The organism is Pseudomonas sp. SCA2728.1_7 (genome assembly GCF_018138145.1).
Lineage (GTDB): Bacteria > Pseudomonadota > Gammaproteobacteria > Pseudomonadales > Pseudomonadaceae > Aquipseudomonas > Aquipseudomonas koreensis_A.
In genome coordinates, this window is the sequence record NZ_CP073104.1 from 2,255,948 (window position 1) to 2,280,959 (window position 25,012).

The 25,012-nt window shown below is 58.1% G+C and carries 21 protein-coding genes; 6 read left to right on the forward strand and 15 right to left on the reverse strand.

Features of this window, described 5'->3' with window-relative positions; genetic code table 11:
- Positions 1-182 precede the first annotated feature (182 nt).
- From lpdA to sdhC, 7 genes are all read right to left on the reverse strand, one after another.
- Positions 183-1,619: a dihydrolipoyl dehydrogenase gene (gene lpdA / locus KBP52_RS10000; RefSeq protein ID WP_212622677.1), complete on the reverse strand. Its 1,437-nt coding sequence runs from the start codon at positions 1,617-1,619 to the stop codon at positions 183-185.
- 97 nt (positions 1,620-1,716) lie between these two features.
- Entirely contained in the window at positions 1,717-2,940 is a 1,224-nt protein-coding gene (odhB, locus tag KBP52_RS10005; protein WP_123592697.1) for a 2-oxoglutarate dehydrogenase complex dihydrolipoyllysine-residue succinyltransferase, read from the reverse strand.
- Positions 2,941-2,982: 42 nt separating this feature from the next.
- Positions 2,983-5,814: a 2-oxoglutarate dehydrogenase E1 component gene (locus tag KBP52_RS10010; RefSeq protein ID WP_077571705.1), complete on the reverse strand. Its 2,832-nt coding sequence runs from the start codon at positions 5,812-5,814 to the stop codon at positions 2,983-2,985.
- Positions 5,815-6,065: 251 nt separating this feature from the next.
- Positions 6,066-6,770, reverse strand: a complete 705-nt coding sequence (locus tag KBP52_RS10015; RefSeq protein ID WP_077571704.1) for a succinate dehydrogenase iron-sulfur subunit — start codon at positions 6,768-6,770, stop codon at positions 6,066-6,068.
- 11 nt (positions 6,771-6,781) lie between these two features.
- The gene (sdhA, locus tag KBP52_RS10020; protein ID WP_008077944.1) at positions 6,782-8,554 is read right to left on the reverse strand and encodes a succinate dehydrogenase flavoprotein subunit; all 1,773 of its coding nucleotides are present in this window, start codon (positions 8,552-8,554) and stop codon (positions 6,782-6,784) included.
- A gap of 3 nt (positions 8,555-8,557) precedes the next feature.
- Complete coding sequence (gene sdhD / locus KBP52_RS10025; protein WP_003222999.1) at positions 8,558-8,926, reverse strand: succinate dehydrogenase, hydrophobic membrane anchor protein; 369 nt, start codon at positions 8,924-8,926, stop codon at positions 8,558-8,560.
- The gene (sdhC, locus tag KBP52_RS10030; protein ID WP_017127965.1) at positions 8,920-9,294 is read right to left on the reverse strand and encodes a succinate dehydrogenase, cytochrome b556 subunit; all 375 of its coding nucleotides are present in this window, start codon (positions 9,292-9,294) and stop codon (positions 8,920-8,922) included. Before sdhC ends, sdhD begins: the two co-directional genes overlap by 7 nt.
- Before the next feature lie 363 nt (positions 9,295-9,657).
- Between sdhC and gltA the strand changes: the two genes are divergently transcribed.
- On the forward strand, positions 9,658-10,947 hold the full coding sequence (gene gltA / locus KBP52_RS10035) for a citrate synthase (RefSeq protein ID WP_003222994.1): 1,290 nt from the start codon (positions 9,658-9,660) through the stop codon (positions 10,945-10,947).
- A gap of 1,174 nt (positions 10,948-12,121) precedes the next feature.
- Here the strand turns inward: gltA and KBP52_RS10040 are convergent.
- From KBP52_RS10040 to KBP52_RS10055, 4 genes are all read right to left on the reverse strand, one after another.
- Entirely contained in the window at positions 12,122-13,780 is a 1,659-nt protein-coding gene (locus tag KBP52_RS10040; RefSeq protein WP_038363942.1) for a cation acetate symporter, read from the reverse strand.
- Entirely contained in the window at positions 13,777-14,088 is a 312-nt protein-coding gene (locus KBP52_RS10045) for a DUF485 domain-containing protein (RefSeq protein ID WP_116032387.1), read from the reverse strand. Before KBP52_RS10045 ends, KBP52_RS10040 begins: the two co-directional genes overlap by 4 nt.
- A 241-nt stretch (positions 14,089-14,329) precedes the next feature.
- The gene (locus KBP52_RS10050) at positions 14,330-15,181 is read right to left on the reverse strand and encodes a glycine betaine ABC transporter substrate-binding protein (RefSeq protein WP_016987515.1); all 852 of its coding nucleotides are present in this window, start codon (positions 15,179-15,181) and stop codon (positions 14,330-14,332) included.
- 76 nt (positions 15,182-15,257) lie between these two features.
- A complete protein-coding gene (locus KBP52_RS10055; RefSeq protein ID WP_230669391.1) occupies positions 15,258-15,434 on the reverse strand; it encodes a hypothetical protein in 177 nt (58 codons plus the stop codon).
- 34 nt (positions 15,435-15,468) lie between these two features.
- Between KBP52_RS10055 and KBP52_RS10060 the strand changes: the two genes are divergently transcribed.
- Positions 15,469-17,064 carry a beta (1-6) glucans synthase gene (locus tag KBP52_RS10060; RefSeq protein WP_212622678.1) on the forward strand — a complete coding sequence of 532 codons (1,596 nt, stop codon included), beginning with the start codon at positions 15,469-15,471 and terminating at the stop codon, positions 17,062-17,064.
- A gap of 98 nt (positions 17,065-17,162) precedes the next feature.
- Here KBP52_RS10060 and KBP52_RS10065 read toward each other — a convergent pair whose 3' ends face one another.
- Positions 17,163-17,531, reverse strand: coding sequence for a hypothetical protein (locus KBP52_RS10065; protein WP_212622679.1), 369 nt, complete (start codon positions 17,529-17,531; stop codon positions 17,163-17,165).
- A gap of 224 nt (positions 17,532-17,755) precedes the next feature.
- On the opposite strand from KBP52_RS10065, the gene KBP52_RS10070 reads away from it, so the two are divergent.
- Together KBP52_RS10070 and KBP52_RS10075 are read left to right on the forward strand one after the other, a co-directional pair.
- Positions 17,756-19,054 carry a serine/threonine protein kinase gene (locus tag KBP52_RS10070; RefSeq protein ID WP_038363932.1) on the forward strand — a complete coding sequence of 433 codons (1,299 nt, stop codon included), beginning with the start codon at positions 17,756-17,758 and terminating at the stop codon, positions 19,052-19,054.
- Positions 19,047-19,835: a VacJ family lipoprotein gene (locus tag KBP52_RS10075; protein ID WP_108226817.1), complete on the forward strand. Its 789-nt coding sequence runs from the start codon at positions 19,047-19,049 to the stop codon at positions 19,833-19,835. Before KBP52_RS10070 ends, KBP52_RS10075 begins: the two co-directional genes overlap by 8 nt.
- Positions 19,836-20,010: 175 nt before the next feature.
- Here the strand turns inward: KBP52_RS10075 and KBP52_RS10080 are convergent, their stop codons facing one another.
- Entirely contained in the window at positions 20,011-20,925 is a 915-nt protein-coding gene (locus KBP52_RS10080; RefSeq protein ID WP_212622680.1) for a DUF808 domain-containing protein, read from the reverse strand.
- A gap of 135 nt (positions 20,926-21,060) precedes the next feature.
- On the opposite strand from KBP52_RS10080, the gene KBP52_RS10085 reads away from it, so the two are divergent.
- The gene (locus KBP52_RS10085) at positions 21,061-21,666 is read left to right on the forward strand and encodes a TetR/AcrR family transcriptional regulator (protein WP_077571699.1); all 606 of its coding nucleotides are present in this window, start codon (positions 21,061-21,063) and stop codon (positions 21,664-21,666) included.
- A gap of 102 nt (positions 21,667-21,768) precedes the next feature.
- On the opposite strand, the gene KBP52_RS10090 is transcribed toward KBP52_RS10085, so the two are convergent.
- Complete coding sequence (locus tag KBP52_RS10090; RefSeq protein ID WP_077571698.1) at positions 21,769-22,227, reverse strand: transposase; 459 nt, start codon at positions 22,225-22,227, stop codon at positions 21,769-21,771.
- Between the two features lie 212 nt (positions 22,228-22,439).
- Positions 22,440-22,880: a heme-binding protein gene (locus KBP52_RS10095; RefSeq protein ID WP_077571697.1), complete on the reverse strand. Its 441-nt coding sequence runs from the start codon at positions 22,878-22,880 to the stop codon at positions 22,440-22,442.
- A 268-nt stretch (positions 22,881-23,148) separates the two neighbouring features.
- Between KBP52_RS10095 and gcl the strand changes: the two genes are divergently transcribed.
- Positions 23,149-24,924, forward strand: a complete 1,776-nt coding sequence (gene gcl, locus KBP52_RS10100; RefSeq protein WP_008083509.1) for a glyoxylate carboligase — start codon at positions 23,149-23,151, stop codon at positions 24,922-24,924.
- Positions 24,925-25,012 lie beyond the last annotated feature (88 nt).

The following is a 25,012-nucleotide window of genomic DNA, read 5'->3' on the forward strand; positions in this document are numbered from 1 at the left end:
GCTTTTTACCGTCTTCGTTAGGTACTGCGCATTCGGCGCTGCGCTCATTTGAGTGCCGCGCCACCTGTGACTGCTGCTTGCGTAGCTGAGCTACGCAAGACTGCGTCCAGCGGACATTCCGCGGTGAGACTTGCTCGCAAGGCTCACGACGGGCCGTTACCGCCGTGGTTTCTTATTGTGTCTTAACGCTTCTTGCGGTTGGCAATGTGGATGGCGCCGCCATTCACAGCCAGAGCAGCTTCGTGCAAGGCTTCAGACAGGGTCGGATGGGAGAAAACCATCATGCCCAGGTCTTCAGCGCTGGTGCCGAATTCCATACCGATCGCGCCCTGCTGAACCAGTTCTGCAGCGCTCGGGCCAATCACGTGCACGCCCAATACGCGGTCAGTCTTGGCATCAGCGATGACCTTGACGAAACCACCGGTATCGTTGGCGGCCATGGCACGGCCGGAAGCGGCGAACGGGAAGGTGCCGACGTTAACTTCAACGCCTTCAGCTTTCAAGGCCTGCTCGGTTTTGCCAACCCACGCGATTTCCGGGTGAGTATAAATAACCGAAGGGATCAGGTCATAGTTCATCTGGGCTTTGTGGCCCTTGATGCGCTCGACAACCATGATGCCTTCTTCGGATGCCTTGTGCGCCAGCATCATGCCGCGAACCACGTCACCAATGGCGAAAACGCCCGGTACGGTGGTCGCGCAGTGATCGTCAACGTGCACGAAACCGCGCTCGTCGAGGGTCACGCCGCTGTCGGAAGCCAGCAGATCAGTGGTCACCGGACGGCGACCAACGGCTACGATCAGCTTGTCGAAAGTGATGGTCTGTTCGCCGTTGGCATCGGTGTAGTTCACAACGACTTCGTCGCCGTTGACTTTCGAGCCGGTTACGCGAGCGCCCAGTTTGATGTCCAGACCTTGTTTGGCCAGGGTTTTCAGCGCTTCCTTGGAAACAGCGGTGTCCGCTGCCATCAGGAAAGTGTCCAGTGCTTCCAGGACAACCACTTCAGAACCCAGACGCGACCAGACAGAACCCAGTTCCAGACCGATCACGCCAGCGCCGATCACGCCCAGACGTTTAGGTACGGTCTGGAATTCCAGTGCGCCAGTCGAATCGACGATGACTTTCTGATCAACCGGAGCCGGCGGAATGTCGATCGGACGCGAACCTGGAGCCAGGATCACGTTTTCAGCTTCGATGACTTCAACCGAGCCGTCTGGCTTGGTGACTTCGACTTTCTTGCCAGCCAGCAGTTTGCCGTGGCCCTGAATCGAAGTAACGCCGTTGGCCTTGAACAGGGTGGCAACGCCGCCGGTCAGGTTCTTGACGATGCCAGCCTTGCGGCCAACCATCGCAGCGACGTCCATTTTGACTTCGCCAGTCGAGATACCGTGAACATTGAAGCTTTCTTTCGCTTCCTTGTATTTCCAGGAGCTGTCGAGCAGCGCCTTGGAAGGAATGCAGCCCACGTTCAGGCAGGTGCCGCCCAGGGCTTGCTTGCCTTCTGCGTCGGTGTACTTCTCGATGCAGGCAGTGGTCAGACCCAGCTGCGCGGCCTTGATGGCAGCCACGTAGCCACCAGGGCCAGCACCGATCACTACTACGTCAAATTTCTGCGACATTCAAAAAATCCTCTTTAGCGAAAAGCTTCAAGCCGCGCGCTCCAAGCCAAGCTGCCCTTTCCTGCAGCTTGAAACCTGAAGCCCGCGACTGCTTCTATCAGATATCCAGCAACAGACGAGCCGGATCTTCCAGCAGGTTCTTGATGGTCACCAGGAAGGTCACAGCTTCTTTGCCATCGATCAGACGGTGATCGTAGGACAGTGCCAGGTACATCATCGGACGGATAACGACCTGACCGTTGATGGCCATAGGACGCTGGATGATGTTGTGCATGCCCAGAATCGCTGCCTGCGGCGGGTTGACGATCGGGGTCGACATCATCGAACCGAAGGTACCACCGTTGGTGATGGTGAAGGTACCACCGGTCATCTCGTCCATCGACAATTTGCCGTCACGGGCTTTCTTGCCGAAAGTGGCGATGCCGCCTTCGATTTCAGCCAGGCTCATCAGCTCGGCGTTACGCAGAACCGGAACCACCAGGCCACGGTCGCTGGAAACGGCAACGCCGATGTCCGCGTAGCCGTGGTAAACGATGTCGCCGCCGTCGATCGACGCGTTGACAGCCGGGAAGCGTTTCAGCGCTTCGGTAGCAGCCTTGACGAAGAACGACATGAAGCCCAGGCGTACGCCGTTGTGGGACTTCTCGAACAGGTCCTTGTACTTCGAACGCAGGGCCATGACTTCAGTCATGTCGACTTCGTTGAAAGTGGTCAGCATCGCCATGTTCGACTGTGCTTCAACCAGACGCTTGGCCACGGTGGCACGAACGCGGGTCATCGGTACGCGCTTCTCGATGCGGTCGCCAGCAGCGAACACAGGAGCAGCAGCCGATGGAGCAGCAGCCTTGGCAGGCGCGGCAGCCGGAGCGGCTTTCTTGGCAGCAACAGCAGCCACCACGTCTTCCTTGGTCACACGACCGCCTTTGCCGGTGCCGGCAACGGAAGCGATGTTGATGCCGTTTTCTTCAGCCAGCTTGCGCGCAGCAGGAGCAGCAACAGGATCGTCTTCGCCTTCGGCAGCAGCCGGTGCTGCGGCAGCAGTGGCCGGAGCAGCAGCGGCGGCTGGAGCAGCGGCAGCAGCGCCGCCCGCTTCGATGGAGCCCAGCACTTCGTCGGACAGAACGGTGTCGCCTTCATTCTTGACGATTGCGCCCAGCACGCCGTCGGCGGTAGCCAGAACTTCCAGTACGACTTTGTCAGTTTCGATGTCGACGATCAGGTCGTCACGCTTGACGGCGTCGCCCGGTTGCTTGTGCCAGGTGGCAACGGTGCCATCGGCAACCGATTCCGGGAAAGTGGGGGCTTTGATCTCGATAGCCATTATCTGTAGTTCCTTAAATTCGGTTTCAGGTGCGCGAAGGCGTTAAATGGTAAACGCGTCTTGCAGGAGTTTTTCCTGCTGCTCGGCGTGCATCGATGCGTAACCACAAGCTGGGGCAGCAGAAGCCTCACGGCCCGCGTACTCAAGTACGAGAGACTTGTCGAGGTTCCCGATGCTGCGACGCAAGTGGTGCTGGCTGCAGTACCAGGCGCCCTGGTTCATCGGCTCTTCCTGACACCAAACGGCATTTTTGACGTTGGTGTATGGAGCCAGGACTTCTTTCAAGTCGTCCTCAGGGAATGGGTACAGCTGCTCGATACGCACGATGGCGATATCTTCACGGCCTTCGGCACGGCGTTTTTCCAGCAGGTCGTAGTAGACCTTGCCGCTACACAGAACAACACGCTCGACCTTTTTCGGGTCCAGAGTATCGATTTCCGGGATCACGGTCTGGAACGAACCTTCGGCCAGATCTTCCAGGGTCGAGATGGCCAGCTTGTGGCGCAGCAGCGACTTCGGCGTCAGCACGATCAACGGCTTGCGCAGCGGACGAATCACCTGACGACGCAGCAAGTGGTAGATCTGTGCTGGCGTGGTCGGTACCGCTACCTGAATGTTGTGCTCGGCGCACAGTTGCAGGTAACGCTCAAGACGTGCCGAGCTGTGCTCAGGGCCCTGACCTTCGTAACCGTGTGGCAGCAACATGGTCAGACCGCAGAGACGGCCCCACTTGTGCTCGCCGCTGGTGATGAACTGGTCGATTACAACCTGTGCACCGTTGGCGAAGTCGCCGAACTGGGCTTCCCAGATCACCAGCGCATCCGGCGTGGTGGTCGAGTAACCGTATTCGAATGCCAATACCGCTTCTTCCGACAGGAACGAGTCGTACAGGTCAAAGCGCGGCTGACCGTCGTACAGGTGCTGCAGAGGAATGTAGGTGCCCGCGTCTTTCTGGTTGTGCAGCACAGCGTGACGGTGCGAGAACGTACCGCGGCCGATGTCCTGACCGGTCATGCGGATCGGGTGACCTTCGAACGCCAGGGTCGCGTACGCCATGGTTTCGGCGTAACCCCAGTTGATCGGCAGGCCGCCGGCTTGCATTTTCTGACGGTCTTCGTAGATCTTCGAAACCTGACGCTGAACCACGAAGCCTTCCGGAATTTCCAGCAGCTTGGCGGACAGTTCTTGCAGGGTTTTCAGATCGAAACGCGTGTCGTGACGCGCAGTCCAGGCGTGGCCCAAATACGGACGCCAGTCCACGAACAGCTCTTTGTTCGGCTCTTTGACCAGCGATTTCACTACGTGCAGACCGTTGTCCAGCGCGTTGCGGTATTCGTCGACTTTCGCCTGAACACGCTCTGCGTCGAGTACACCGCCCTGGGTCAGACGATCAGCGTACAGCTCACGGGTGGTGCGCTGCTTGGTGATCTGCTGATACATCAGAGGCTGGGTGCCGCTTGGCTCGTCAGCTTCGTTGTGGCCGCGACGACGGTAGCAGACCAGGTCGATCACCACGTCACGCTTGAACTGCATGCGGTAGTCGATGGCCAGCTGGGTCACGAACAGCACGGCTTCCGGATCATCACCATTCACATGGAGGATCGGCGCCTGGATCATCTTCGCAACGTCGGTGGCGTACTCGGTGGAACGCGAGTCCAGCGGGTTGCTGATGGTGAAGCCCACCTGGTTGTTGATCACGATGTGCACGGTACCGCCGGTCTTGAAACCGCGGGTCTGCGACATCTGGAAGGTTTCCATGACCACGCCCTGACCTGCAAATGCAGCGTCACCGTGGATGGAGATCGGCAGAACCTTCTCACCGGTCGGGTCGTTACGACGATCCTGACGGGCGCGAACCGAACCTTCTACCACCGGGGAAACGATTTCCAGGTGGGACGGGTTGAACGCCATGGCCAGGTGAACTTCACCGCCGGCGGTCATCACGTTGGACGAGAAGCCCTGGTGATACTTGACGTCACCGGAACCCAGCTCGACCTTCTTCTTGCCTTCGAACTCGTCGAACAGCTCGCGCGGGTTCTTGCCGAAGGTGTTGACCAGCACGTTCAGACGGCCACGGTGGGCCATGCCGATGACGACTTCCTTGGTGCCGTAGGAACCGGAACGCTGGATCAGTTCGTCGAGCATCGGAATCAGGCTTTCGCCGCCTTCCAGACCGAAACGCTTGGTGCCCGGGTATTTGGTGCCCAGGTATTTTTCCAGGCCTTCACCGGCGGTCACGCGCTCAAGCAGGTGGCTCTTGATGTCGGCGGAGTACGTCGGACGACCACGCACGCTTTCCAGACGCTGCTGGAACCACTGGCGCTGCTCGGAATCGGTGATGTGCGTAAATTCAGCGCCGATGGTGCGGCAATATGTCTGCTGCAACGCTTCGTGAATTTCGCGTAGGCTCGCTTCCTCTTTGCCGATGAACAGGTCGCCGGCACGGAAGGTCGTATCAAGATCGGCATTGGTCAAGCCGTAATGATTGATCGACAGGTCTGCAGGTGCAGGACGCTGCCACAGCCCCAGCGGGTCAAGCTGGGCTGCCTGGTGGCCACGCATACGGTAGGCCTGGATCAATCGCAACACTTCAACTTGCTTCTTCTCGTGCTCACTGCTCACGCTCCCGGCGGAAACCGGTTGAGCGCGGCGCTGGTTCTTTGCCAGCAGCACGAAATGATCGCGAATTGTGGAGTGCGAAACATCAGTGGCAGAGTTGCCGTCGGCAGGCAACTTCTGAAAGTAGGTGCGCCACTCTTCTGGCACAGCGTTAGGGTCGTGCAGGTAGAGCTCATAAAGCTCTTCCACATAGGCAGCGTTTCCACCTGAAAGGTAGGCGCTGTTCCACATGCGCTGCATCACGCTTTCTTGCATGCTTGGTCACCCTCGGTTAGGGGAACACCATCGATGTCGACACCGAGCAAACTTGCAGAAGTCCGAATGCAGCGACTAAAACAAGCCACTTAGGATCACACTGATAGTCCGGGTACCAGCCCGGATGCCCCTGCTTGTCTCATTTCTTCAAAATAAGAGCGGCAGCTTGTGGCTACTGCTCTGGTTATAGCCATGACGCGGGTTGAAGCCCGCGCCACAGCCTCTACGGTACAGCGGTTACAGCAGCTGAATCACACGCCGCTCGAGAGCAACATGTTACGGATGTGACCGATGGCCTTAGTCGGGTTCAGGCCTTTCGGACATACGTTGACGCAGTTCATGATGCCCCGGCAGCGGAAGACGCTGAACGGGTCATCGAGCGAAGCCAGACGCTCGCTGGTCTTGGTGTCACGGCTGTCTGCCAGGAAGCGATAAGCTTGCAGCAGTGCAGCTGGACCCAGGAACTTGTCCGGGTTCCACCAGAAGGACGGGCACGAAGTCGAGCAGCAAGCGCACAGGATGCACTCGTACAGACCGTCGAGCTTTTCACGCTCTTCTGGCGACTGCAGACGCTCGATGGCCGGAGCCGGCGTGTCGTTCTGCAGGTAAGGCTTCACCTTCTCGTATTGCTTGTAGAAGATGCTCATATCGACGACCAGGTCACGGATAACCGGCAAACCTGGCAGTGGACGAACGATCAGCTTGTTACCTTTTACAACGGCAGACAGCGGCGTGATGCACGCCAGACCGTTCTTGCCGTTGATGTTCATGCCGTCGGAACCACAAACGCCTTCACGGCAAGAGCGACGATAGGAGAAACCTTCGTCCTGCTCTTTGATCAGGGCCAGTACGTCCAGCACCATCAGATCTTTACCACCGGTATCGATCTGGAATTCCTGCATGAACGGCGCGGCGTCCTGATCAGGGTTGTAACGATAAACGCTGACTTGCAACATGGCGGCCACCCTTAATAAGTCCGAATCTTAGGTTCAAAAGTCGGAACAGTCTTCGGCGAGAAGTTCACGGCACGCTTGGTGACGCGCTTGTCACCCGGGAAGTACAGGGTGTGGCACAGCCAGTTTTCGTCGTCACGGTCTTCGAAGTCTTCACGGGCGTGAGCACCGCGCGACTCTTTGCGGACTTCAGCGGCGATGGCAGTAGCTTCAGCCACTTCCAGCAGGTTTTGCAGTTCCAGCGCTTCGATACGAGCAGTGTTGAACGCCTGCGACTTATCGTTGATTTTCACGTTGGCGATGCGGGTACGCAGGTCAGCAAGCTGAGCGATACCTTTCTGCATGTATTCGCCAGTACGGAATACACCGAAGTAGTTCTGCATGCAGTTCTGCAGCTCGCGACGCAGGGTAGCCACGTCTTCGCCATCAGTACGGCTGTTCAGCGCGTTCAGACGCGACAGGGCAGCTTCGATGTCGGCTTCGGTAGCGTCGTCGTATTCGATGCCGTCGGTCAGGGCTTTTTCCAGGTGCAGGCCGGCAGCGCGGCCGAATACCACCAGGTCGAGCAGCGAGTTGCCGCCCAGACGGTTGGCACCGTGAACCGACACGCAAGCCACTTCGCCCACAGCGAACAGACCAGGAATGATCTTGTCGACGCCTTCAGCGTCCTGGGTGATCGCCTGACCATGAATGTTGGTGGCAACGCCGCCCATCATATAGTGGCAAGTCGGAACAACCGGAACCGGCGCAACAACCGGGTCAACGTGTGCGAAAGTCTTGGACAGTTCGCAGATGCCTGGCAGACGGCTGTGCAGTACTTCCTCGCCCAGGTGGTCGAGTTTGAGCAGTACGTGGTCGCCATTCGGGCCGCAACCGTTGCCGGCGATGATTTCTTTAACCATCGAGCGAGCAACCACGTCACGACCGGCAAGGTCTTTGGCGTTCGGAGCATAACGCTCCATGAAACGCTCGCCGTGTTTGTTGATCAGGTAACCACCTTCACCACGGCAACCTTCGGTCACCAGTACACCGGCGCCGGCGATGCCGGTCGGGTGGAACTGCCACATTTCGATGTCTTGTACCGGCACGCCAGCACGCAGAGCCATGCCGACGCCGTCACCGGTGTTGATCAGGGCGTTGGTGGTGGACGCGTAGATACGACCTGCACCGCCGGTAGCCAATACGGTGGCCTTGGCGCGGATGTAGGTGGTTTCGCCGGTTTCGATGCAGATCGCGATCACACCGACGAAGTCGCCTTCCTGGTTTTTCACCAGGTCGACAGCGTAGTACTCGTTCAGGAACGTGGTACCGGCTTTCAGGTTGCCCTGATAAAGGGTGTGCAGCAGCGCGTGACCGGTACGGTCGGAAGCGGCGCACGTACGGGCAGCCTGCCCGCCTTTGCCGTAGTCCTTGGACTGACCACCGAACGGACGCTGGTAGATTCGGCCCTGTTCGGTACGCGAGAACGGCATGCCCATGTGGTCCAGCTCATAAACAGCAGCCGGGCCTTCCTGACACATGTATTCGATAGCGTCCTGGTCACCGATGTAGTCGGAACCCTTGACGGTATCGTACATGTGCCAGCGCCAGTCATCGTTCGGGTCAGCGGACGCGATTGCGCACGTGATGCCGCCCTGAGCGGATACGGTGTGCGAACGGGTCGGGAAAACCTTGGTGATCACGGCAGTCTTGTGACCGCCCTGTGCCAGTTGCAGCGCAGCGCGCATGCCGGCACCGCCACCACCAATAATGATGGCGTCGAAAGAAATCGTTGGAATGTTAGCCATGACTCAGATACCCCAGAGAATCTGCACACCCCAGACGAAGTAAGCGAACATCGCAACGCCGCATACTGCCTGGAAAAGGAAACGTATCGCCGTTGCGGACTTGCCGAACGCCATTGGCGTCAGGTAGTCAGTCGCGATGGTCCACATGCCGACCCAGGCGTGAGCGCCGAGAGCAACAAGGGCCAGGAGGCTGAAAATACGCATCCCGTTGTGGGCGAACAGTTCATGCCACTGGGCATACTCGAGGCCAGGGTGGGCCACGACGTATCCGATCAGAAAGATGAAGTAAGCCGCGAGAACGACCGCAGACACACGTTGCGCCATCCAGTCATAGAGGCCCGAACGCGACAGGTTCGTGACGTTAGTTACCATATCCAAACTCCTGCCAGAACGATTACCACCACGGAAACGGCGATAACGATTTTCGAGCCCAGTTTGCCGCCTTCCAGCGTCTCACCGATGCCCATGTCCATGATCAAATGGCGCACACCGGCTACCAGGTGATACAGCAGAGCGGACAGGATGCCCCAAATCACTAGCTTGGCTAGCGGACTGGTCAGACACGCTTTCACCTGACCGAAGCCTTCCTCGGAGCTCAGCGACTTGTCCAATGCGTAAAGCATGATGGCCAGGCTGACAAAGAGGATGACACCGGAGATACGGTGAAGAATGGACGTGTAAGCAGTGACTGGGAGTTTGATGGTCCTTAGGTCTAGGTTTACAGGTCGTTGGCTTTTCACGGCTTTTTTTTCACACTGAAGAGCCCCTAACAATCAGGGCAAAGTTGTTGGGGAGTGCACTGGTCAGGTAACCACCACCCAGGGATGCGACCCCCAATGAAAGCAAGCCCAAAAGCCCTTGGCGGTCGGTGGCCGAGTATAGACAGTTAGGCTACTAATGACAACGCAATCACCTACCCCAAATAGCTGATTGCACAAGTCGTATAAAAGGCGTAAATGGCAGTCAATTTCGAGGAAAAAGTGCGCTTAAAGCCTTCTGGAGCAAGACTTTAGGCAAATTGACATTCGAATTTATCTCACTATAGTGGTGCGGGCCCTGCGTGGGGGGTCTGTCTGATGGTTCAAGCATAAATAGGAGGCCACATGGCTGACAAAAAAGCGCAGTTGATCATCGAGGGCGCAGCCCCCGTCGAGCTGCCCATTTTAACCGGCACCGTTGGTCCCGATGTAATCGATGTTCGGGGCCTGACGGCCACGGGCCGCTTCACTTTCGACCCGGGTTTCATGTCGACCGCCTCGTGCGAATCGAAGATCACCTATATCGACGGCGACAACGGCATTCTGTTGCACCGCGGCTACCCGATCGAACAACTGGCTGAAAAATCGGACTACCTGGAAACCTGCTATCTGTTGCTCAACGGCGAACTGCCGACCGCAGAGCAGAAGGCCCAGTTCGTCAGCACCGTGAAAAACCACACCATGGTTCACGAGCAGTTGAAAACCTTCTTCAACGGTTTCCGTCGCGACGCCCACCCGATGGCCGTCATGTGCGGTGTAGTCGGCGCCCTCTCGGCCTTCTACCACGACTCCCTCGACATCAATAACCCGCAGCATCGCGAAATTTCCGCGATCCGTCTGGTTGCCAAGATGCCGACCCTGGCAGCGATGGTTTACAAGTACTCCATGGGCCAACCCATGATGTACCCGCGCAACGACCTGACGTACGCGGAAAACTTCCTGCACATGATGTTCAACACCCCGTGCGAGATCAAACCGATCAGCCCGGTACTCGCCAAGGCCATGGACCGGATCTTCATCCTCCACGCCGACCACGAGCAGAACGCGTCGACTTCCACCGTACGTCTGGCCGGTTCTTCGGGTGCCAACCCGTTCGCCTGTATCGCCGCCGGTATCGCCGCACTGTGGGGCCCTGCCCACGGCGGTGCGAACGAAGCCGTGCTGACCATGCTTGACGAGATTGGCGATGTGTCGAACATCGACAAGTTCATCGCCAAGGCCAAGGACAAGAACGATCCGTTCAAACTGATGGGCTTCGGTCACCGCGTTTACAAGAACCGCGACCCTCGCGCGACTGTAATGAAGCAGACCTGCGACGAAGTACTGAAGGAACTGGGCATCAACAACGACCCGCAACTCGAACTGGCCATGCGCCTGGAAGAGATTGCGTTGACTGACCCGTACTTCATCGAACGCTCGCTGTACCCGAACGTCGATTTCTACTCGGGGATTATCCTCAAGGCGATCGGCATTCCAACCAGCATGTTCACCGTGATTTTCGCGCTGGCACGTACTGTTGGCTGGATTTCGCACTGGAAAGAGATGCTCTCCAGCCCGTACAAGATTGGCCGTCCGCGCCAGCTGTACACCGGCTACGAGTCGCGTGACATTACCAAGCTGGAAGACCGCAAATAAGACCTGTCTTGCGATAACGTCTTGAAGTTGTACCGGGAACGGCCTCTATTTATATAGGGGCCGTTTTTGTTTGCCTGGGGTTTGGGATTTTGGGTTTTGGGTTTTGGGTTTTGGGATTGGGGGCATATCCGTTGCTGCGGGTGTTGCCGCTGGCGGTTTCGCTCTTACAGCGACTCACTTTTCCAGACGCCGAAAAGTAAGCAAAAGGCTTTGCCCCTGGCGTACGGCACTTCGCTGAGGCTCAGTGTTCCCTCGCTACGGCGTCCATCAGGGGGCATCGCCTACGGTTTGCTTCGCTGCACCTCCTCTCGATGAATGCGGCTGCGCCGCACGGCGCTGCGCGCCTACCCCCTGATGAACACCTACGCTCGGCCTGCTGAAAGGGGCAAAAGATCAAAAGCCAAAGCTAAAGCCAAAGCCAAAGCCAAAGCCAAAGCCAAAGCAAGATCACAAGCCCCTCACCCTAGCCCTCTCCCGGAGGGAGAGGGGACTGATAGCGGTGTTTGGGGGAGGTACGCCGACGTGAAATACCGAGTCGAACTCAGATTCTGAAACAGATCACAAGCCCCTCACCCTAGCCCTCTCCCGGAGGGAGAGGGGACTGACCGCGTGGACTGGAAGAGGTACGCCGACGTGCGATAGTGCGTTGAACTCAGATTTTGAAAAGTCCACAAATCGGCTCCCTCTCCCTCGGGAGAGGGCTGGGGTGAGGGGCAAAGCCACCACAAAACCAAAGCCGAACACGCTGTTGCTCTTCACCACTCAACAGGATGAGCGTTAGCTCGGCTGCAGCTTTTGATCTTGATCTGTAAGGCGACGTCGGAAGGCTGAGTGGAGGGATTGATCCGGGCGTGGGAGCGCAGCGACCGTTTGGCGCAGCCAAACACAGCGAGAGGAGGTGCAGCGAAGCAAACCGTAGGCGCTGCGCCCGGATCGATCCCGCAGCGAAGGAACCCCGAGCCCCAGCGAGCGGGCCGCACGTAGGAGCAAGCGTTTTTTTGCTTACTTTTTTTTGGCGCTTGTAAAAAAAGTGAGTCGCCGTAAGGGCGAAACCCTAAGAAGCCGTTACCGCAGCAACGGATATGTACACAGCTCTAGCCGATAACCGCCCACAAAAAATGCCCCGATCTCTCAACCGGGGCATTCAGCACGACATTAAAAAACCATCAAACCATCAATGCGAAACCGCCCCACTCGCCCCCAACCCCGTCTGCGAACGCACAAATTGCGGGAAGAACAACGCCCGCTCCTTGTCCGCAGCCGCCGACTTGTCGGTAATCGAGAAGAACCAGATCCCGACAAAGGCAATGATCATCGAGAACAACGCCGGATACTCGTAAGGGAAGATCGCCTTCTCATGATGCAGAATCTGCACCCAGATGGTCGGCCCAAGGATCATCAAACCAACGGCACTGACCAGCCCCAACCAGCCGCCAATCATTGCGCCGCGAGTGGTCAACTTCTTCCAGTACATCGAAAGCAACAGCACCGGGAAGTTACAGCTCGCCGCGATCGAGAACGCCAGACCAACCATGAACGCAATGTTCTGGCTTTCGAACAGGATGCCCAGGCCAATCGCCAGCACCGCCAAGGCAATGGTGGTGATCTTCGAGACACGAATCTCGTCCTTCTCGTTCGCCTTGCCCTTTTTGATCACACTGGCATACAGGTCGTGAGAAACCGCCGAAGCACCCGCCAGCGTCAGACCGGCAACAACCGCCAGAATGGTCGCGAACGCCACCGCCGAGATAAAGCCGAGGAAGATACTGCCTCCTACTGCGTTGGCCAGGTGCACCGCCGCCATGTTGTTGCCGCCCAACAGCGCGCCAGCAGCATCTTTGAAGGCCGGGTTAGTGCTGACCAGCAGGATCGCGCCGAAGCCGATGATGAAGGTCAGGATGTAGAAGTAACCGATGAAGCCAGTTGCGTAGAGCACGCTTTTGCGAGCTTCTTTTGCGTCACTCACGGTGAAGAAGCGCATCAGAATGTGTGGCAGGCCAGCCGTGCCGAACATCAGCGCCAGACCCAGCGAGAAGGCCGAAATCGGATCCTTGACCAGACCGCCCGGGCTCATGATCGCTTCGCCCTTGGCGTGAACCTTGATCGCTTCGGAGAACAGTGTGTTGAAGTCAAAGCCTACGTGCTTCATGACCATCAGCGCCATGAACGAGGCACCGGACAGCAACAGCACAGCCTTGATGATCTGCACCCAAGTGGTCGCCAGCATGCCGCCGAACAGCACGTACATGCACATCAGCACACCGACCAGAATCACCGCGACGTGGTAGTCCAGACCGAACAACAGCTGGATCAGCTTGCCGGCACCGACCATTTGCGCAATCAGGTAGAACGCCACCACCACCAGCGAACCGCAGGCAGACAGGGTGCGGATCTGGGTTTGCCCGAGGCGGTAGGACGCCACGTCGGCAAAGGTGTATTTACCCAGGTTACGCAGACGCTCGGCGATCAGGAACAGGATGATCGGCCAACCCACCAGGAAGCCGATCGAGTAGATCAGGCCATCGTAGCCGGAGGTGAACACCAGCGCGGAAATCCCCAGGAAGGACGCCGCCGACATGTAGTCACCGGCAATCGCCAGACCGTTCTGGAAACCGGTGATCTTGCCGCCCGCCGCATAGTAGTCGGCCGCCGAGTTGTTTTTCTTCGAGGCCCAGTAGGTGATGTACAGCGTCGCACCGACGAACGCCACGAACATCAGGATCGCCGGAATATTCAGCGGCTGTTTGGCCACCTCCCCCGTCAACGCGTCAGCCGCCCAGACACCCGGCGCGAAAGCCGCAACACTCAATAAAGCCAGTAGACGCCGGATCATTGCTGAGCCTCCTTGAGAATCGCATTGTTCAGGTCGTCAAACTCGCCATTGGCGCGGCGCACGTAGATAGCGGTGAGGATGAATGCCGAAAGAATCAGTCCGACACCGATCGGAATACCCCAGGTAATCGAGGACTCAGGACTGAGTTTCGCGCCCAGAATATGTGGCCCGTAAGCGATCAAAAGGATGAAGCCAGAGTAAAGCCCGAGCATGATCGCCGAGAGTATCCAGGCGAACTTTTCCCTTTTCTGAACCAGCTCCTTGAATCGGGGACTGTTTTGAATCGAGAGGTAAATGCTGTCGTTCATTGTTTTTATCCTCGCAGCACAGATTATTGTTGGAACATAGCTAATGTATGCGGCTGCGGGAGCGGTAACAGACGACCTTAGTAGTAGAACGCCATGACACTTTTGCCAATTTCCGGTTCACACAAAACAACTGTAGGAGTGAGCCTGCTCGCGATGGCGTCGTAGCAGTCGACATTTTCATCAACTGACAGGACGCTATCGCGAGCAGGCTCACTCCTACAGGGGTACGGCGGTGAGGCGGTTATTTAGTCCAGTCAGCCACGCGATCCGGGTGCTTGGCGACCCAATCCTTGGCCGCTGCGTCAGGCTTGGCACCGTCCTGAATCGCCAGCATGACTTCGCCGATTTCGTCTTTCGACGCCCACTGGAAGTTCTTCAGGAACTTGGCCACTTCCGGCGCTTTGGTTGCCAGTTCTTTGCTGCCGATGCTGTTCACGGTTTCAGCTGCGCCGTATACGCCTTTCGGGTCGTCGAGGAAGCGCAGTTTCCACTTGGCGAACATCCAGTGCGGCACCCAACCGGTCACGGCGATGGATTCGTTTTTCTTCTCGGCACGGGTCAGCTCGGCGATCATGCCGGCGCCGGAACTGGCTTTGAGGCTGTATTTGTCGAGGCCGTAATCCTTGATCGCCTGATCGGTCTTGAGCATGACGCCTGAACCGGCGTCGATACCGACGATGCGATTCTTGAAGGTGTCATCGGTTTTCAGGTCTTCGATCGACTTGGCTTTTACATACTCCGGTACGATCAGGCCGATTTTTGCATCCTTGAAGTTCGGGCCGTAATCGACGACCAGATCCTTGTTCTTCGTCCAGTATTCGCCGTGGGTCACTGGCAGCCAGGCCGAGAGCATGGCGTCGAGTTTGCCGGTGGCCACGCCCTGCCACATGATCCCGGTGGCAACGGCTTGCAGTTTCACGTCGTAGCCGAGTTTCTGCTTGATCACTTCGGCCGCCACGTGAGTGGTCGCGACGCTGTCGGACCAGCCGTCAACGTAACCGATGTTCAGGGTCTGTTTTTCTGCACTGGCGAACGTGGAACTCATCGCAAGCACCAGAGCAGCACTTGCGCCTAAAAGTCGTCGCATCTTCATCGTTACTTCCCCGAAATGCTGCGCCCGACGGATGACGGGCGGCGTCAACGTATTGTTATGGTGCACGGCGCCCCCATCACGCCTGACCGCAAACTCGCTCGAACATCAGCGGAGCACTGATGGTTTCGATCATCAACCTGACGCCCGCAGCGACCTGCTCTGTCAGCGACCTCAAGGCAACGAGAAACGACATCAGAAGGCCATTAATCGCGACTATATAAATGACGCCAAATAATCCGCCCGAACTTTGCATGTCAAAATCATGCGGGCCACCAACCCCTCTATAAATGCAGGTAACATGCGTCGCTTTGCAGCCACTCGGCCTGACCATGTCCGCGACTTCCCGTTTTCCCTTTCTGCCTTATCTCTTCACCTGCCTGCTGGGGCTGTTTGCACTGGGTGGCTTCTGGTACGGCCTCGGCCAACCGGTGATCCTGCCGGACGCAGCGACCCCAACGCATAAATTGCAGTGCGCCTCCTACACCCCGTTCGATAAAGATCAGTCGCCGTTCGACGTGCCGTTCAAACTGCGCCCGGAGCGCATGGACGCCGATCTCGCATTGCTGGCGACACGCTTTGAGTGCATTCGCACTTATTCGATGACGGGCCTGGAAGCGCTGCCGGATCTGGCGCGCAAACATGGCTTGAAATTGATGATCGGCGCGTGGGTCAACAGCAATCCGGTGGACACCGAGAAAGAAGTCGACCTGCTGATCAAATCGGCCAACGCCAACCCGGACGTGGTCAGCGCGGTAATCGTCGGCAACGAAGCGCTGCTGCGCAAAGAAGTCACCGGCGCGCAACTGGCGAAGCTGATCAACAAGGTCAAGAGCCAGGTCAAGCAACCGGTCACCTATGCCGATGTCTGGGAATTCTGGCTCAAGCATCCGGAAATCGCGCCGGCGGTGGACTTCCTGACCATTCACCTGCTGCCGTACTGGGAAGATGATCCGTCGAACATCGACGTCGCCCTGCAGCATGTCGCGGATGTGCGCCAAGTATTCGGTAATAAGTTCGCACCGAAAGACGTAATGATCGGCGAAACCGGCTGGCCGAGCGAAGGCCGTCAGCGCGAGACCGCCCTGCCGAGTCGGGTCAATGAAGCCAAATTCATTCGTGGTTTTGTCGCGATGGCCGAGAAGGAAGGCTGGCATTACAACCTGATCGAAGCCTTCGACCAGCCGTGGAAGCGCGGCAGTGAAGGCGCGGTCGGTGGATATTGGGGTTTGTTTGACGCCGATCGTCAGGACAAAGGCGTACTCGCGGGACCGGTGACGAATGTGCCGTTCTGGAAAGAGTGGCTGGCGGTCGGTGGGCTGATTTTCCTTGGCACGCTGATCCTTGGCGGTCGCGTTCGCACCACGCGTTCGGCGCTGGTATTGCCGCTGCTGGGCGCCCTCGCCGCCTGCTCCATCGGCGCCTGGGGCGATCTGGCGCGGGTGACTACGCGGTTTGCCAGTGAGTGGCTGTGGGTCGGCTTGCTGACGACGTTGAATCTGTTGGTGTTGGCACACGCTGCGCTGACGCTGAGCGCGCGTGCCGGCTGGCGTGAGCGGGCGTTCAATCTACTGGAGCGCCGTGCCGGCTGGCTGGTTGCGGCGGCAGGTTTTGCTGCGGCGGTGATGATGCTGGAGATGGTGTTTGATCCGCGTTATCGCAGCTTTGCAAGCATGGCGTTTGTGCTGCCGGCGCTGGTTTATCTGTGCCGTCCGGTCAGTGTGCCGCGTCGCGAGATTGCCCTGCTGACGTTTATTGTCGGGGCGGGGATTGCGCCGCAGTTGTATCAGGAAGGGTTGCAGAATCAGCAGGCGTGGGGCTGGGCGTTGGTGAGTGGCTTGATGGTGGGTGCGTTGTGGCGCTGCCTGCGGGTTCACAAGATTTAATATTCATCGACTGAAATGCCCAATCGCGAGCAGGCTCACTCCTACAGTTTGGAATGCGTTCCCCTTGTAGGAGTGAGCCTGCTCGCGATAGCTGACGATCAGACGCTGCGGGACTTACGGACCAGACGCAACCCGGCAATCACCAACGCAAACACCGCCAACGTGGTGTTGTACAACGCCAGTGCCGGCACCCCAAACACCAGCGCCATCACCGCCAGCCACCACCCTGCCCGCCCGGGCACGACAAAACCGATCAGCGCCGCGCCCAGCGCGGTCCAGCCCAGTACCTTGAAGTGAATCATCAAGCCCAGGCTGGAACGCACCTGGCATTCCCAGCGACTGGCCTCATCCACACAGATGCCCACCCATTTTCCGTCCTCCATAAAGCCATAACGCGCGCCATAACTGGCAGCCAGCCACAACGGCAACAGAACGAGCAGCAGAATCACGGGCAAACGGCGGGACATGAAACACTCCAATCTTCGGAAATCGGCGGCCAGCTTAATCTGCCGCCAGCCGTGTGCAAGAACTAACAACTGTTAACTGTTCATTCAGGCAGTGCAAAGTGTATCGTCCAGCTACTATTACTCCGAATTCTGCCTGTTTGGTGCCGCAGCATGGCACTTTGGCGCAAACCCGGTGGTCATAGCCTGCGAACTTCATTCGGCACCTTCCTCTAAGGGATCTAGTCATGCTCCGTTCCTTGCGCTTCGCCGCGCTGTTCAGCGGCCTTATTCTGAGTGCGTCCGCACTGGCGGTGGATATCGACGCCGCCAGTTATGGCTACCCCCTGACCAACCCGTTCGAGGCGACCATCGCCACGACGCCACCGGACTTGCGCCCGGAATTGCCGCTGGACGACGACATCAATCAGTCGGACCGAAGCCTGACGTTGCGTCCGGAACGAGAGTTCATCCTGCCGGACAACTTCTGGGCGGTGAAAAAGCTCACCTACCGCATCGCCACCCAGGACAAACCAGCACCGCTGATCTTCCTGATCGCCGGCACCGGCGCGCGCTATGACAGCACGCTCAACGAATACCTGAAAAAGCTCTACTACAAGGCCGGCTACCACGTCGTGCAATTGTCGTCGCCAACCAGTTTCGACTTCATCAGCGCCGCCTCGCGTTTCGCCACCCCGGGCGTAACCAAGGAAGACGCCGAAGACATGTACCGGGTGATGCAGGCCGTGCGCGCGCAGAATCCCAAGCTGCCAGTCACCGAGTATTACCTGACCGGTTACAGCCTCGGTGCTCTGGATGCCGCGTTCGTTGCGCATCTGGACGAGACGCGCCGCAGCTTCAACTTCAAGAAAGTGCTGCTGCTCAATCCGCCGGTCAACCTTTACACCTCGGTGACCAACCTCGACAAACTGGTGCAAACCGAAGTTAAAGGCATCAACACCAGCACCACGTTCTATGAACTGGTGTTGTCCAAGCTGACCCGCTACTTCCAGCAGAAAGGCTACATCGACCTCAACGATGCGCTGCTCTACGACTTCCAGCAGTCCAAGCAGCACCTGACCAACGAACAGATGGCGATGCTGATCGGCACCTCGTTCCGCTTCTCGGCCGCCGACATTGCGTTCACCTCGGACCTGATCAACCGTCGCGGCCTGATTACCCCGCCGAAATTCCCGATCACCGAAGGCACCAGCCTCACGCCGTTCCTCAAGCGTGCGCTGCAGTGCGACTTCGACTGCTACCTGACCGATCAGGTGATTCCGATGTGGCGCGCGCGCACCGATGGCGGCAGCCTGCTGCAACTGATCGATCAGGTCAGCCTGTATGCGCTCAAGGATTACCTGCACGACAGCCCGAAAATCGCCGTGATGCACAACGCCGATGACGTGATCCTCGGCCCGGGCGACCTCGGGTTCCTGCGCAAGACCTTCGGTGATCGCCTGACCGTTTACCCACTGGGCGGCCATTGCGGCAACATTAACTACCGCGTCAACAGCGACGCCATGCTGGAGTTCTTCCGTGGCTAAATATCTCCTGCTGATGGCAGCGCTCCTCTGCGCAGGCGTGGCCCAGGCCGACAACAGTAAAGCCAACGCGCCAGTGGTCGTCGACAGCGACGGCTTCAAGGAACCGCTGTCCAAACTCAAATTCAACCCGGGGCTGGATCAGCGCGAATTCGAGCGCTCAACGCTCAACGCGCTAAACGTCTACGACCCGCTGGAATCGTGGAACCGCCGGGTTTACCACTTCAACTATCGTTTCGACCAATGGGTGTTCCTGCCGGTGGTCGATGGCTACCGTTACATCACGCCAAGCTTCGTGCGTACCGGGGTGAGCAACTTCTTCAACAACCTCGGTGACGTGCCGAACCTGGTCAACAGCCTGTTGCAGTTCAAAGGCCAGCGCTCGATGGAAACCACCGCGCGCCTGCTGCTCAACACCACCATCGGCATCGCCGGCCTGTGGGATCCGGCCACCGCCATGGGCCTGCCGCGTCAGAGCGAAGACTTCGGCCAGACGTTGGGCTTCTACGGTGTACCGGGTGGCGCCTACTTCGTACTGCCGATCTTCGGCCCGTCGAACATCCGTGACACCGCAGGCCTGGCCGTCGATTACACGGCCGAATCGGCGATCAACTTCCTCAACGTCTCGGAAGTCAGCTCCAACCACCCGGAAATCTGGGCCCTGCGCGCGGTCGACAAGCGTTATCAGACCAGCTTCCGTTATGGCCAGATGAACTCGCCGTTCGAGTACGAGAAAGTGCGTTACGTGTACACCGAAGCGCGTAAGTTGCAGATCGCCGAGTAGTTTTCGGCAGGTACAAAAAAGGGCCATTCGATGCGAGTCGAATGGCTCTTTTTCATGGGATTGCACAGATCAAATGTAGGAGTGAGCCTGCTCGCGATAGCGGTGTACCAGTCACTACCTGTATGGCTGACAAACCGCTATCGCGAGCAGGCTCACTCCTACAGGGAGTTTGCGTTCAGCCTTTGATCGCGCGCCAGATCTTGCCGACAACGGAAACCACCGCCAACACCACTGCCCCGGCGATAATCCCCGCCACACCATTGAGCAACATCGGCACCGCAAACCCGACACTGCCGGCCGCTGCGCCTACGCCTTCAATCCAGTCATGCACCACCGGCACGCCGTGAGTGAGGATGCCGCCGCCGACCAGGAACATCGCCGCCGTACCAACCACCGACAAGGTCTTCATCATGTACGGTGCTGCGCTGAGAATGGCGCTGCCGACTTTCTTGGCGAACTGCCCAGGCTTCTGGGTCAGCCACAAACCGAGATCGTCGAGTTTGACGATACCCGCCACCAGGCCATACACGCCCACTGTCATCACAATCGCAATGCCGGACATGACAATCACTTGCTGAGTCAGCGAGGCAGTTGCCACGGTGCCGAGCGTAATCGCGATGATTTCCGCCGAGAGGATGAAGTCGGTGCGAATCGCGCCTTTGATCTTGTCCTTCTCGTACGCCACCAGATCGGTCGCCGGATCGGCTACCGCCTCAGTCAGTTGCGCATGTTCGGCTTCATCTTCAGCCGCACTGTGCAGAAACTTGTGCGCGAGCTTCTCGAAGCCCTCGAAACACAAGTACGCACCACCGACCATCAACAACGGCGTCACCAGCCACGGCACGAATGCACTGATCGCCAGCGCCGATGGCACCAGAATCAGCTTGTTGACAAACGAGCCCTTGGCCACGGCCCAGACTACGGGAATTTCCCGCTCGGCACGCACGCCGGAGACCTGCTGGGCGTTGAGCGCCAGATCGTCGCCGAGTACGCCGGCGGTCTTCTTGGCGGCCATTTTGCTCATCAACGCCACGTCATCCAGCACGGTGGCAATATCGTCGACCAGCACCAGCAAACTGCTTCCTGCCATGAATCCTGTTTCCTTTTATGTATGAATGTTGCGAAGCATAACGCGACCTTAGACCACGCGGGGCATTCTTGAGCGCCGCGCGAGGCCGGTGCTACCATGCGCAACCGCCAGAACAGGCAAGGAACCACCGGGTTTATGAGCACAATCCGCGAGCGCAACAAAGAACTGATCCTGCGTGCCGCCAGTGAGGAGTTTGCCGACAAGGGCTTCGCTGCGACCAAAACCAGCGACATCGCCGCCAAGGCGGGATTGCCCAAGCCCAACGTCTACTACTACTTCAAGTCCAAGGAAAACCTCTACCGCGAGGTATTGGAAAGCATCATCGTGCCGATTTTGCAGGCCTCGACCCCGTTCAATCCGGACGGCGTACCGAGCGAAGTGCTGAGTGGTTACATCCGCTCGAAGATCCGCATCTCCCGCGATCTGCCGTTCGCTTCGAAAGTGTTCGCCAGCGAAATCATGCACGGCGCCCCGCACCTGAGCGCCGACCTGGTCGAGCAGCTCAACGGCCAGGCCAAGCACAACATCGACTGCATCCAGAGCTGGATCGACCGCGGGCAAATCGCCCCGATCGACCCGAATCACCTGATGTTCAGCATCTGGGCCGCGACCCAGACCTACGCCGACTTCGACTGGCAGATTTCTGCCATCACGGGGAAGGACAAGCTGGACGAAGCGGATTATGAAGCGGCGGCGCAGACGATTATCCGGTTGGTGTTGAAGGGGTGTGAACCGGACTGAAACACCGTAGAGACGCCATCGCGAGCAGGCTCACTCCTACATTTGGAATGCGTTCCCCTGTAGGAGTGAGCCTGCTCGCGATTGAGGCAACTCGGTTTCAGCTCAAACCCAAATAGCATCCCACAGCGGATAGTCGCCAAGCTTCTCCACCAGCCCGGCCCGCAACGGGTTGGCCACGACATAACGCGCCATTTTCACCAAATCGTCTTCCCGCCTCAGCGCGCGATCATGAAACCCTCTCTGCCAGAGAATGCTGGTTCCACCGGTAGCTTGCCTGACAGCCTTGGTACTCAACGATTTGGTTTTTTGCATTACCTCACTCAATGAACCTCGTTGCAATTCAATCAACCAATGGAAATGATCTGGCATCACTACCCAGGCTAATGAGCTCACCAGCCCTGAATCTTGCGCGTGGCGGAATTGATCAGCGACAAGTTTGCCCAAAGCAAAATTCGTGAAGATCGGCTTTCGTTGATAAGTGGTGCTGGTTAACAGGTAGATTCGACTGACTTCGGTATAGCGCCCGACTCGCAATTTATGTGCAGCAGGTAGATCCGGCATTCCTTTGCCCTCTGTGATCAGGTCATGACAAGGCTAGTACCGGGAAAGACAAATGGAGCGGTCAACTGTTGGCAGGATGTGTCTGGTAGATAGCTATCGCGAGCAGGCTCACTCCTACAGGGGATTTGCGGCGTTCAGACATTTTGTGTCTGAACACAACTCCCTGTAGGAGTGAGCCTGCTCGCGATAGCGGTTATTCAATCAACGCAGATTCAAGCAGCCACCCCCGCATCCGCCTTCAACTCCAACGCCTCCACCGCCCTGATCGCCACCTGCTCATCAATATCCGACAGATCACCGCTAATCCCGATCGCGCCCAGCACGTTCCCCGCCTGATCCCGAATCAACACACCACCCGGTGCCGGCACGACGCTGCCCTGGCCCATGCTGTTGAGTGCGGCAATAAACGCCGGACGTTGTTGTGCGTCCAGTGCCAGCAGGCGTGAGCCCTTGCCTAGGGCGATCGCGCCCCAGGCTTTGCCGATGGCGATGTTCGGGCGCAGCAGGCTGGCGCCATCTTCACGTTGCAGGGTGATCAGGTGGCCGCCGGTATCGAGTACCGCGATGGTCAGCGGCGCGGCGTTGATGCCGCGCCCTGCATTGATGGCTTCGTTGACCAGCTTGACTGCGACTTTCAAGGTTAAAGCGCTCATGGTGCCGTCCTCATTTTGTTATAGGGAAAGTCGTGGGCCTGCGCTTTTCTGCCGCAGGCCGATGCAACAAATAGAACACAATGAGTTATTTTTTTGTATACAATAATTATCGAAAAGCGCCACATGCGACGAAAAGCCACAGTCAGAAAGGCTTCCGACGAATGAAACAGGCGCTTGAGAAAATGGATTGACCTGCGCCGTCCGCCGTGAATACACTCTGCGCAAAGCCACTTGTATACAATTACAAAACGTAAAGAGGCACAAAACCATGAGCAAAATGAGAGCAATCGAAGCCGCCGTTCTGGTGATGCGCCGTGAAGGGGTTGATACCGCTTTTGGCATCCCGGGCGCAGCCATCAACCCGCTGTACTCCGCCTTGCAGAAGGTCGGTGGCATCGATCACGTCCTTGCTCGCCACGTTGAAGGCGCCTCGCACATGGCCGAGGGCTACACCCGCACCAAGGCCGGCAACATAGGCGTGTGCATCGGCACTTCCGGCCCTGCCGGTACCGACATGGTCACCGGGCTCTACAGCGCCTCGGCCGACTCGATTCCAATCCTCTGCATTACCGGCCAGGCACCCCGCGCCCGTATGCACAAGGAAGACTTCCAGGCTGTCGACATCACCAGCATCGTCAAGCCAGTCACTAAGTGGGCGACCACTGTTCTGGAGCCGGGCCAAGTGCCTTACGCGTTTCAGAAAGCATTCTTTGAAATGCGCTCCGGCCGTCCAGGCCCAGTGCTGATCGACCTGCCGTTCGACGTGCAGATGGCCGAGATCGAATTCGACATCGACGCCTACCAGCCGCTGCCATTGGCCAAACCGACCGCGACCCGCGTACAGGTCGAGAAGGCGCTGGCGCTGCTGGATCAGGCCGAGCGTCCATTGCTGGTGGCCGGCGGCGGCATCATCAACGCCGACGCCAGCGATCTGCTGGTTGAATTCGCTGAGCTGACCGGCATTCCGGTGATCCCGACCCTGATGGGCTGGGGCACTATCCCGGACGATCACCCGCTGATGGTCGGCATGGTTGGCCTGCAGACTTCGCACCGTTACGGCAACGCGACGATGCTGAAATCCGACGTGGTGTTGGGCATCGGTAACCGTTGGGCCAACCGTCACACCGGTTCGGTTGACGTTTACACCGAAGGTCGCAAGTTCATTCACGTCGACATCGAAGGCACGCAGATCGGCCGCGTGTTCACGCCGGATCTGGGCATCGTTTCCGACGCCGCTGCTGCACTGACCGTGTTCATCGAAGTAGCGCGTGAATGGCAAGCCGCCGGCAAGCTGAAAAACCGCAGTGCCTGGCTGCAAGACTGCCAGCAGCGCAAAGCCAGCCTGCACCGCAAGACTCACTTCGACAACGTGCCGGTGAAACCACAGCGCGTTTACGAAGAAATGAACCAGGTGTTCGGCAAGGACACCTGCTACGTCAGCACCATTGGTCTGTCGCAGATTGCCGGCGCGCAGTTCCTGCACGTCTACAAGCCGCGTCACTGGATTAACTGTGGCCAGGCCGGCCCGTTGGGCTGGACCATTCCGGCAGCGCTGGGCGTGGTGAAGGCCGATCCGAACCGCAAAGTCGTGGCCCTGTCGGGGGACTATGACTTCCAGTTCATGATCGAAGAACTGGCGGTCGGCGCTCAGTTCAAACTGCCGTACATCCACGTCGTGGTGAACAACTCGTACCTGGGTCTGATCCGTCAGGCGCAGCGCGGGTTCGAAATGGACTACTGCGTGCAGCTGTCCTTCGATAACCTGAACGCGCCGGAACTCAACGGTTACGGTGTTGACCACGTCGCAGTGGCTGAAGGCCTCGGCTGTAAGGCACTGCGTGTGTTCGAGCCATCGGAAATCGCCCCTGCCCTGCGCAAGGCCGAACAGATGATCGAAGAGTTCAAGGTGCCGGTGATCGTCGAGATCATTCTGGAGCGTGTGACCAACATCTCCATGGGTACCGAGATCAACGCCGTCAACGAATTCGAAGACCTGGCGCTGGTCGGCAACGATGCGCCAACGGCGATTTCGCTGCTTGATTGATCGTAATTAGCTCCCTCTCCCTCCGGGAGAGGGCTGGGGTGAGGGAAAGGTTTTGCGGTGATCGCAAAATTCGGATCAGACTCAGGAT

Bases quoted from the DNA above. Each gene is read 5' to 3' on its own strand.
- KBP52_RS10065 (WP_212622679.1), bottom strand. From the start codon at position 17,531: ATGTCCCGCCGTTTGCCCGTGATTCTGCTGCTCGTTCTGTTGCCGTTG.
- KBP52_RS10040 (WP_038363942.1), bottom strand. From the start codon at position 13,780: ATGATCCGGCGTCTACTGGCTTTATTGAGTGTTGCGGCTTTCGCGCCG.
- gltA (WP_003222994.1), top strand. From the start codon at position 9,658: ATGGCTGACAAAAAAGCGCAGTTGATCATCGAGGGCGCAGCCCCCGTC.
- KBP52_RS10080 (WP_212622680.1), bottom strand. From the start codon at position 20,925: ATGGCAGGAAGCAGTTTGCTGGTGCTGGTCGACGATATTGCCACCGTG.
- KBP52_RS10070 (WP_038363932.1), top strand. From the start codon at position 17,756: ATGCTCCGTTCCTTGCGCTTCGCCGCGCTGTTCAGCGGCCTTATTCTG.
- KBP52_RS10045 (WP_116032387.1), bottom strand. From the start codon at position 14,088: ATGAACGACAGCATTTACCTCTCGATTCAAAACAGTCCCCGATTCAAG.
- KBP52_RS10015 (WP_077571704.1), bottom strand. From the start codon at position 6,770: ATGTTGCAAGTCAGCGTTTATCGTTACAACCCTGATCAGGACGCCGCG.
- KBP52_RS10060 (WP_212622678.1), top strand. From the start codon at position 15,469: ATGCAGGTAACATGCGTCGCTTTGCAGCCACTCGGCCTGACCATGTCC.
- sdhD (WP_003222999.1), bottom strand. From the start codon at position 8,926: ATGGTAACTAACGTCACGAACCTGTCGCGTTCGGGCCTCTATGACTGG.
- KBP52_RS10090 (WP_077571698.1), bottom strand. From the start codon at position 22,227: ATGCCGGATCTACCTGCTGCACATAAATTGCGAGTCGGGCGCTATACC.
- lpdA (WP_212622677.1), bottom strand. From the start codon at position 1,619: ATGTCGCAGAAATTTGACGTAGTAGTGATCGGTGCTGGCCCTGGTGGC.
- gcl (WP_008083509.1), top strand. From the start codon at position 23,149: ATGAGCAAAATGAGAGCAATCGAAGCCGCCGTTCTGGTGATGCGCCGT.
- odhB (WP_123592697.1), bottom strand. From the start codon at position 2,940: ATGGCTATCGAGATCAAAGCCCCCACTTTCCCGGAATCGGTTGCCGAT.
- KBP52_RS10095 (WP_077571697.1), bottom strand. From the start codon at position 22,880: ATGAGCGCTTTAACCTTGAAAGTCGCAGTCAAGCTGGTCAACGAAGCC.
- KBP52_RS10085 (WP_077571699.1), top strand. From the start codon at position 21,061: ATGAGCACAATCCGCGAGCGCAACAAAGAACTGATCCTGCGTGCCGCC.
- KBP52_RS10055 (WP_230669391.1), bottom strand. From the start codon at position 15,434: ATGCAAAGTTCGGGCGGATTATTTGGCGTCATTTATATAGTCGCGATT.
- KBP52_RS10010 (WP_077571705.1), bottom strand. From the start codon at position 5,814: ATGCAAGAAAGCGTGATGCAGCGCATGTGGAACAGCGCCTACCTTTCA.
- KBP52_RS10050 (WP_016987515.1), bottom strand. From the start codon at position 15,181: ATGAAGATGCGACGACTTTTAGGCGCAAGTGCTGCTCTGGTGCTTGCG.
- sdhA (WP_008077944.1), bottom strand. From the start codon at position 8,554: ATGGCTAACATTCCAACGATTTCTTTCGACGCCATCATTATTGGTGGT.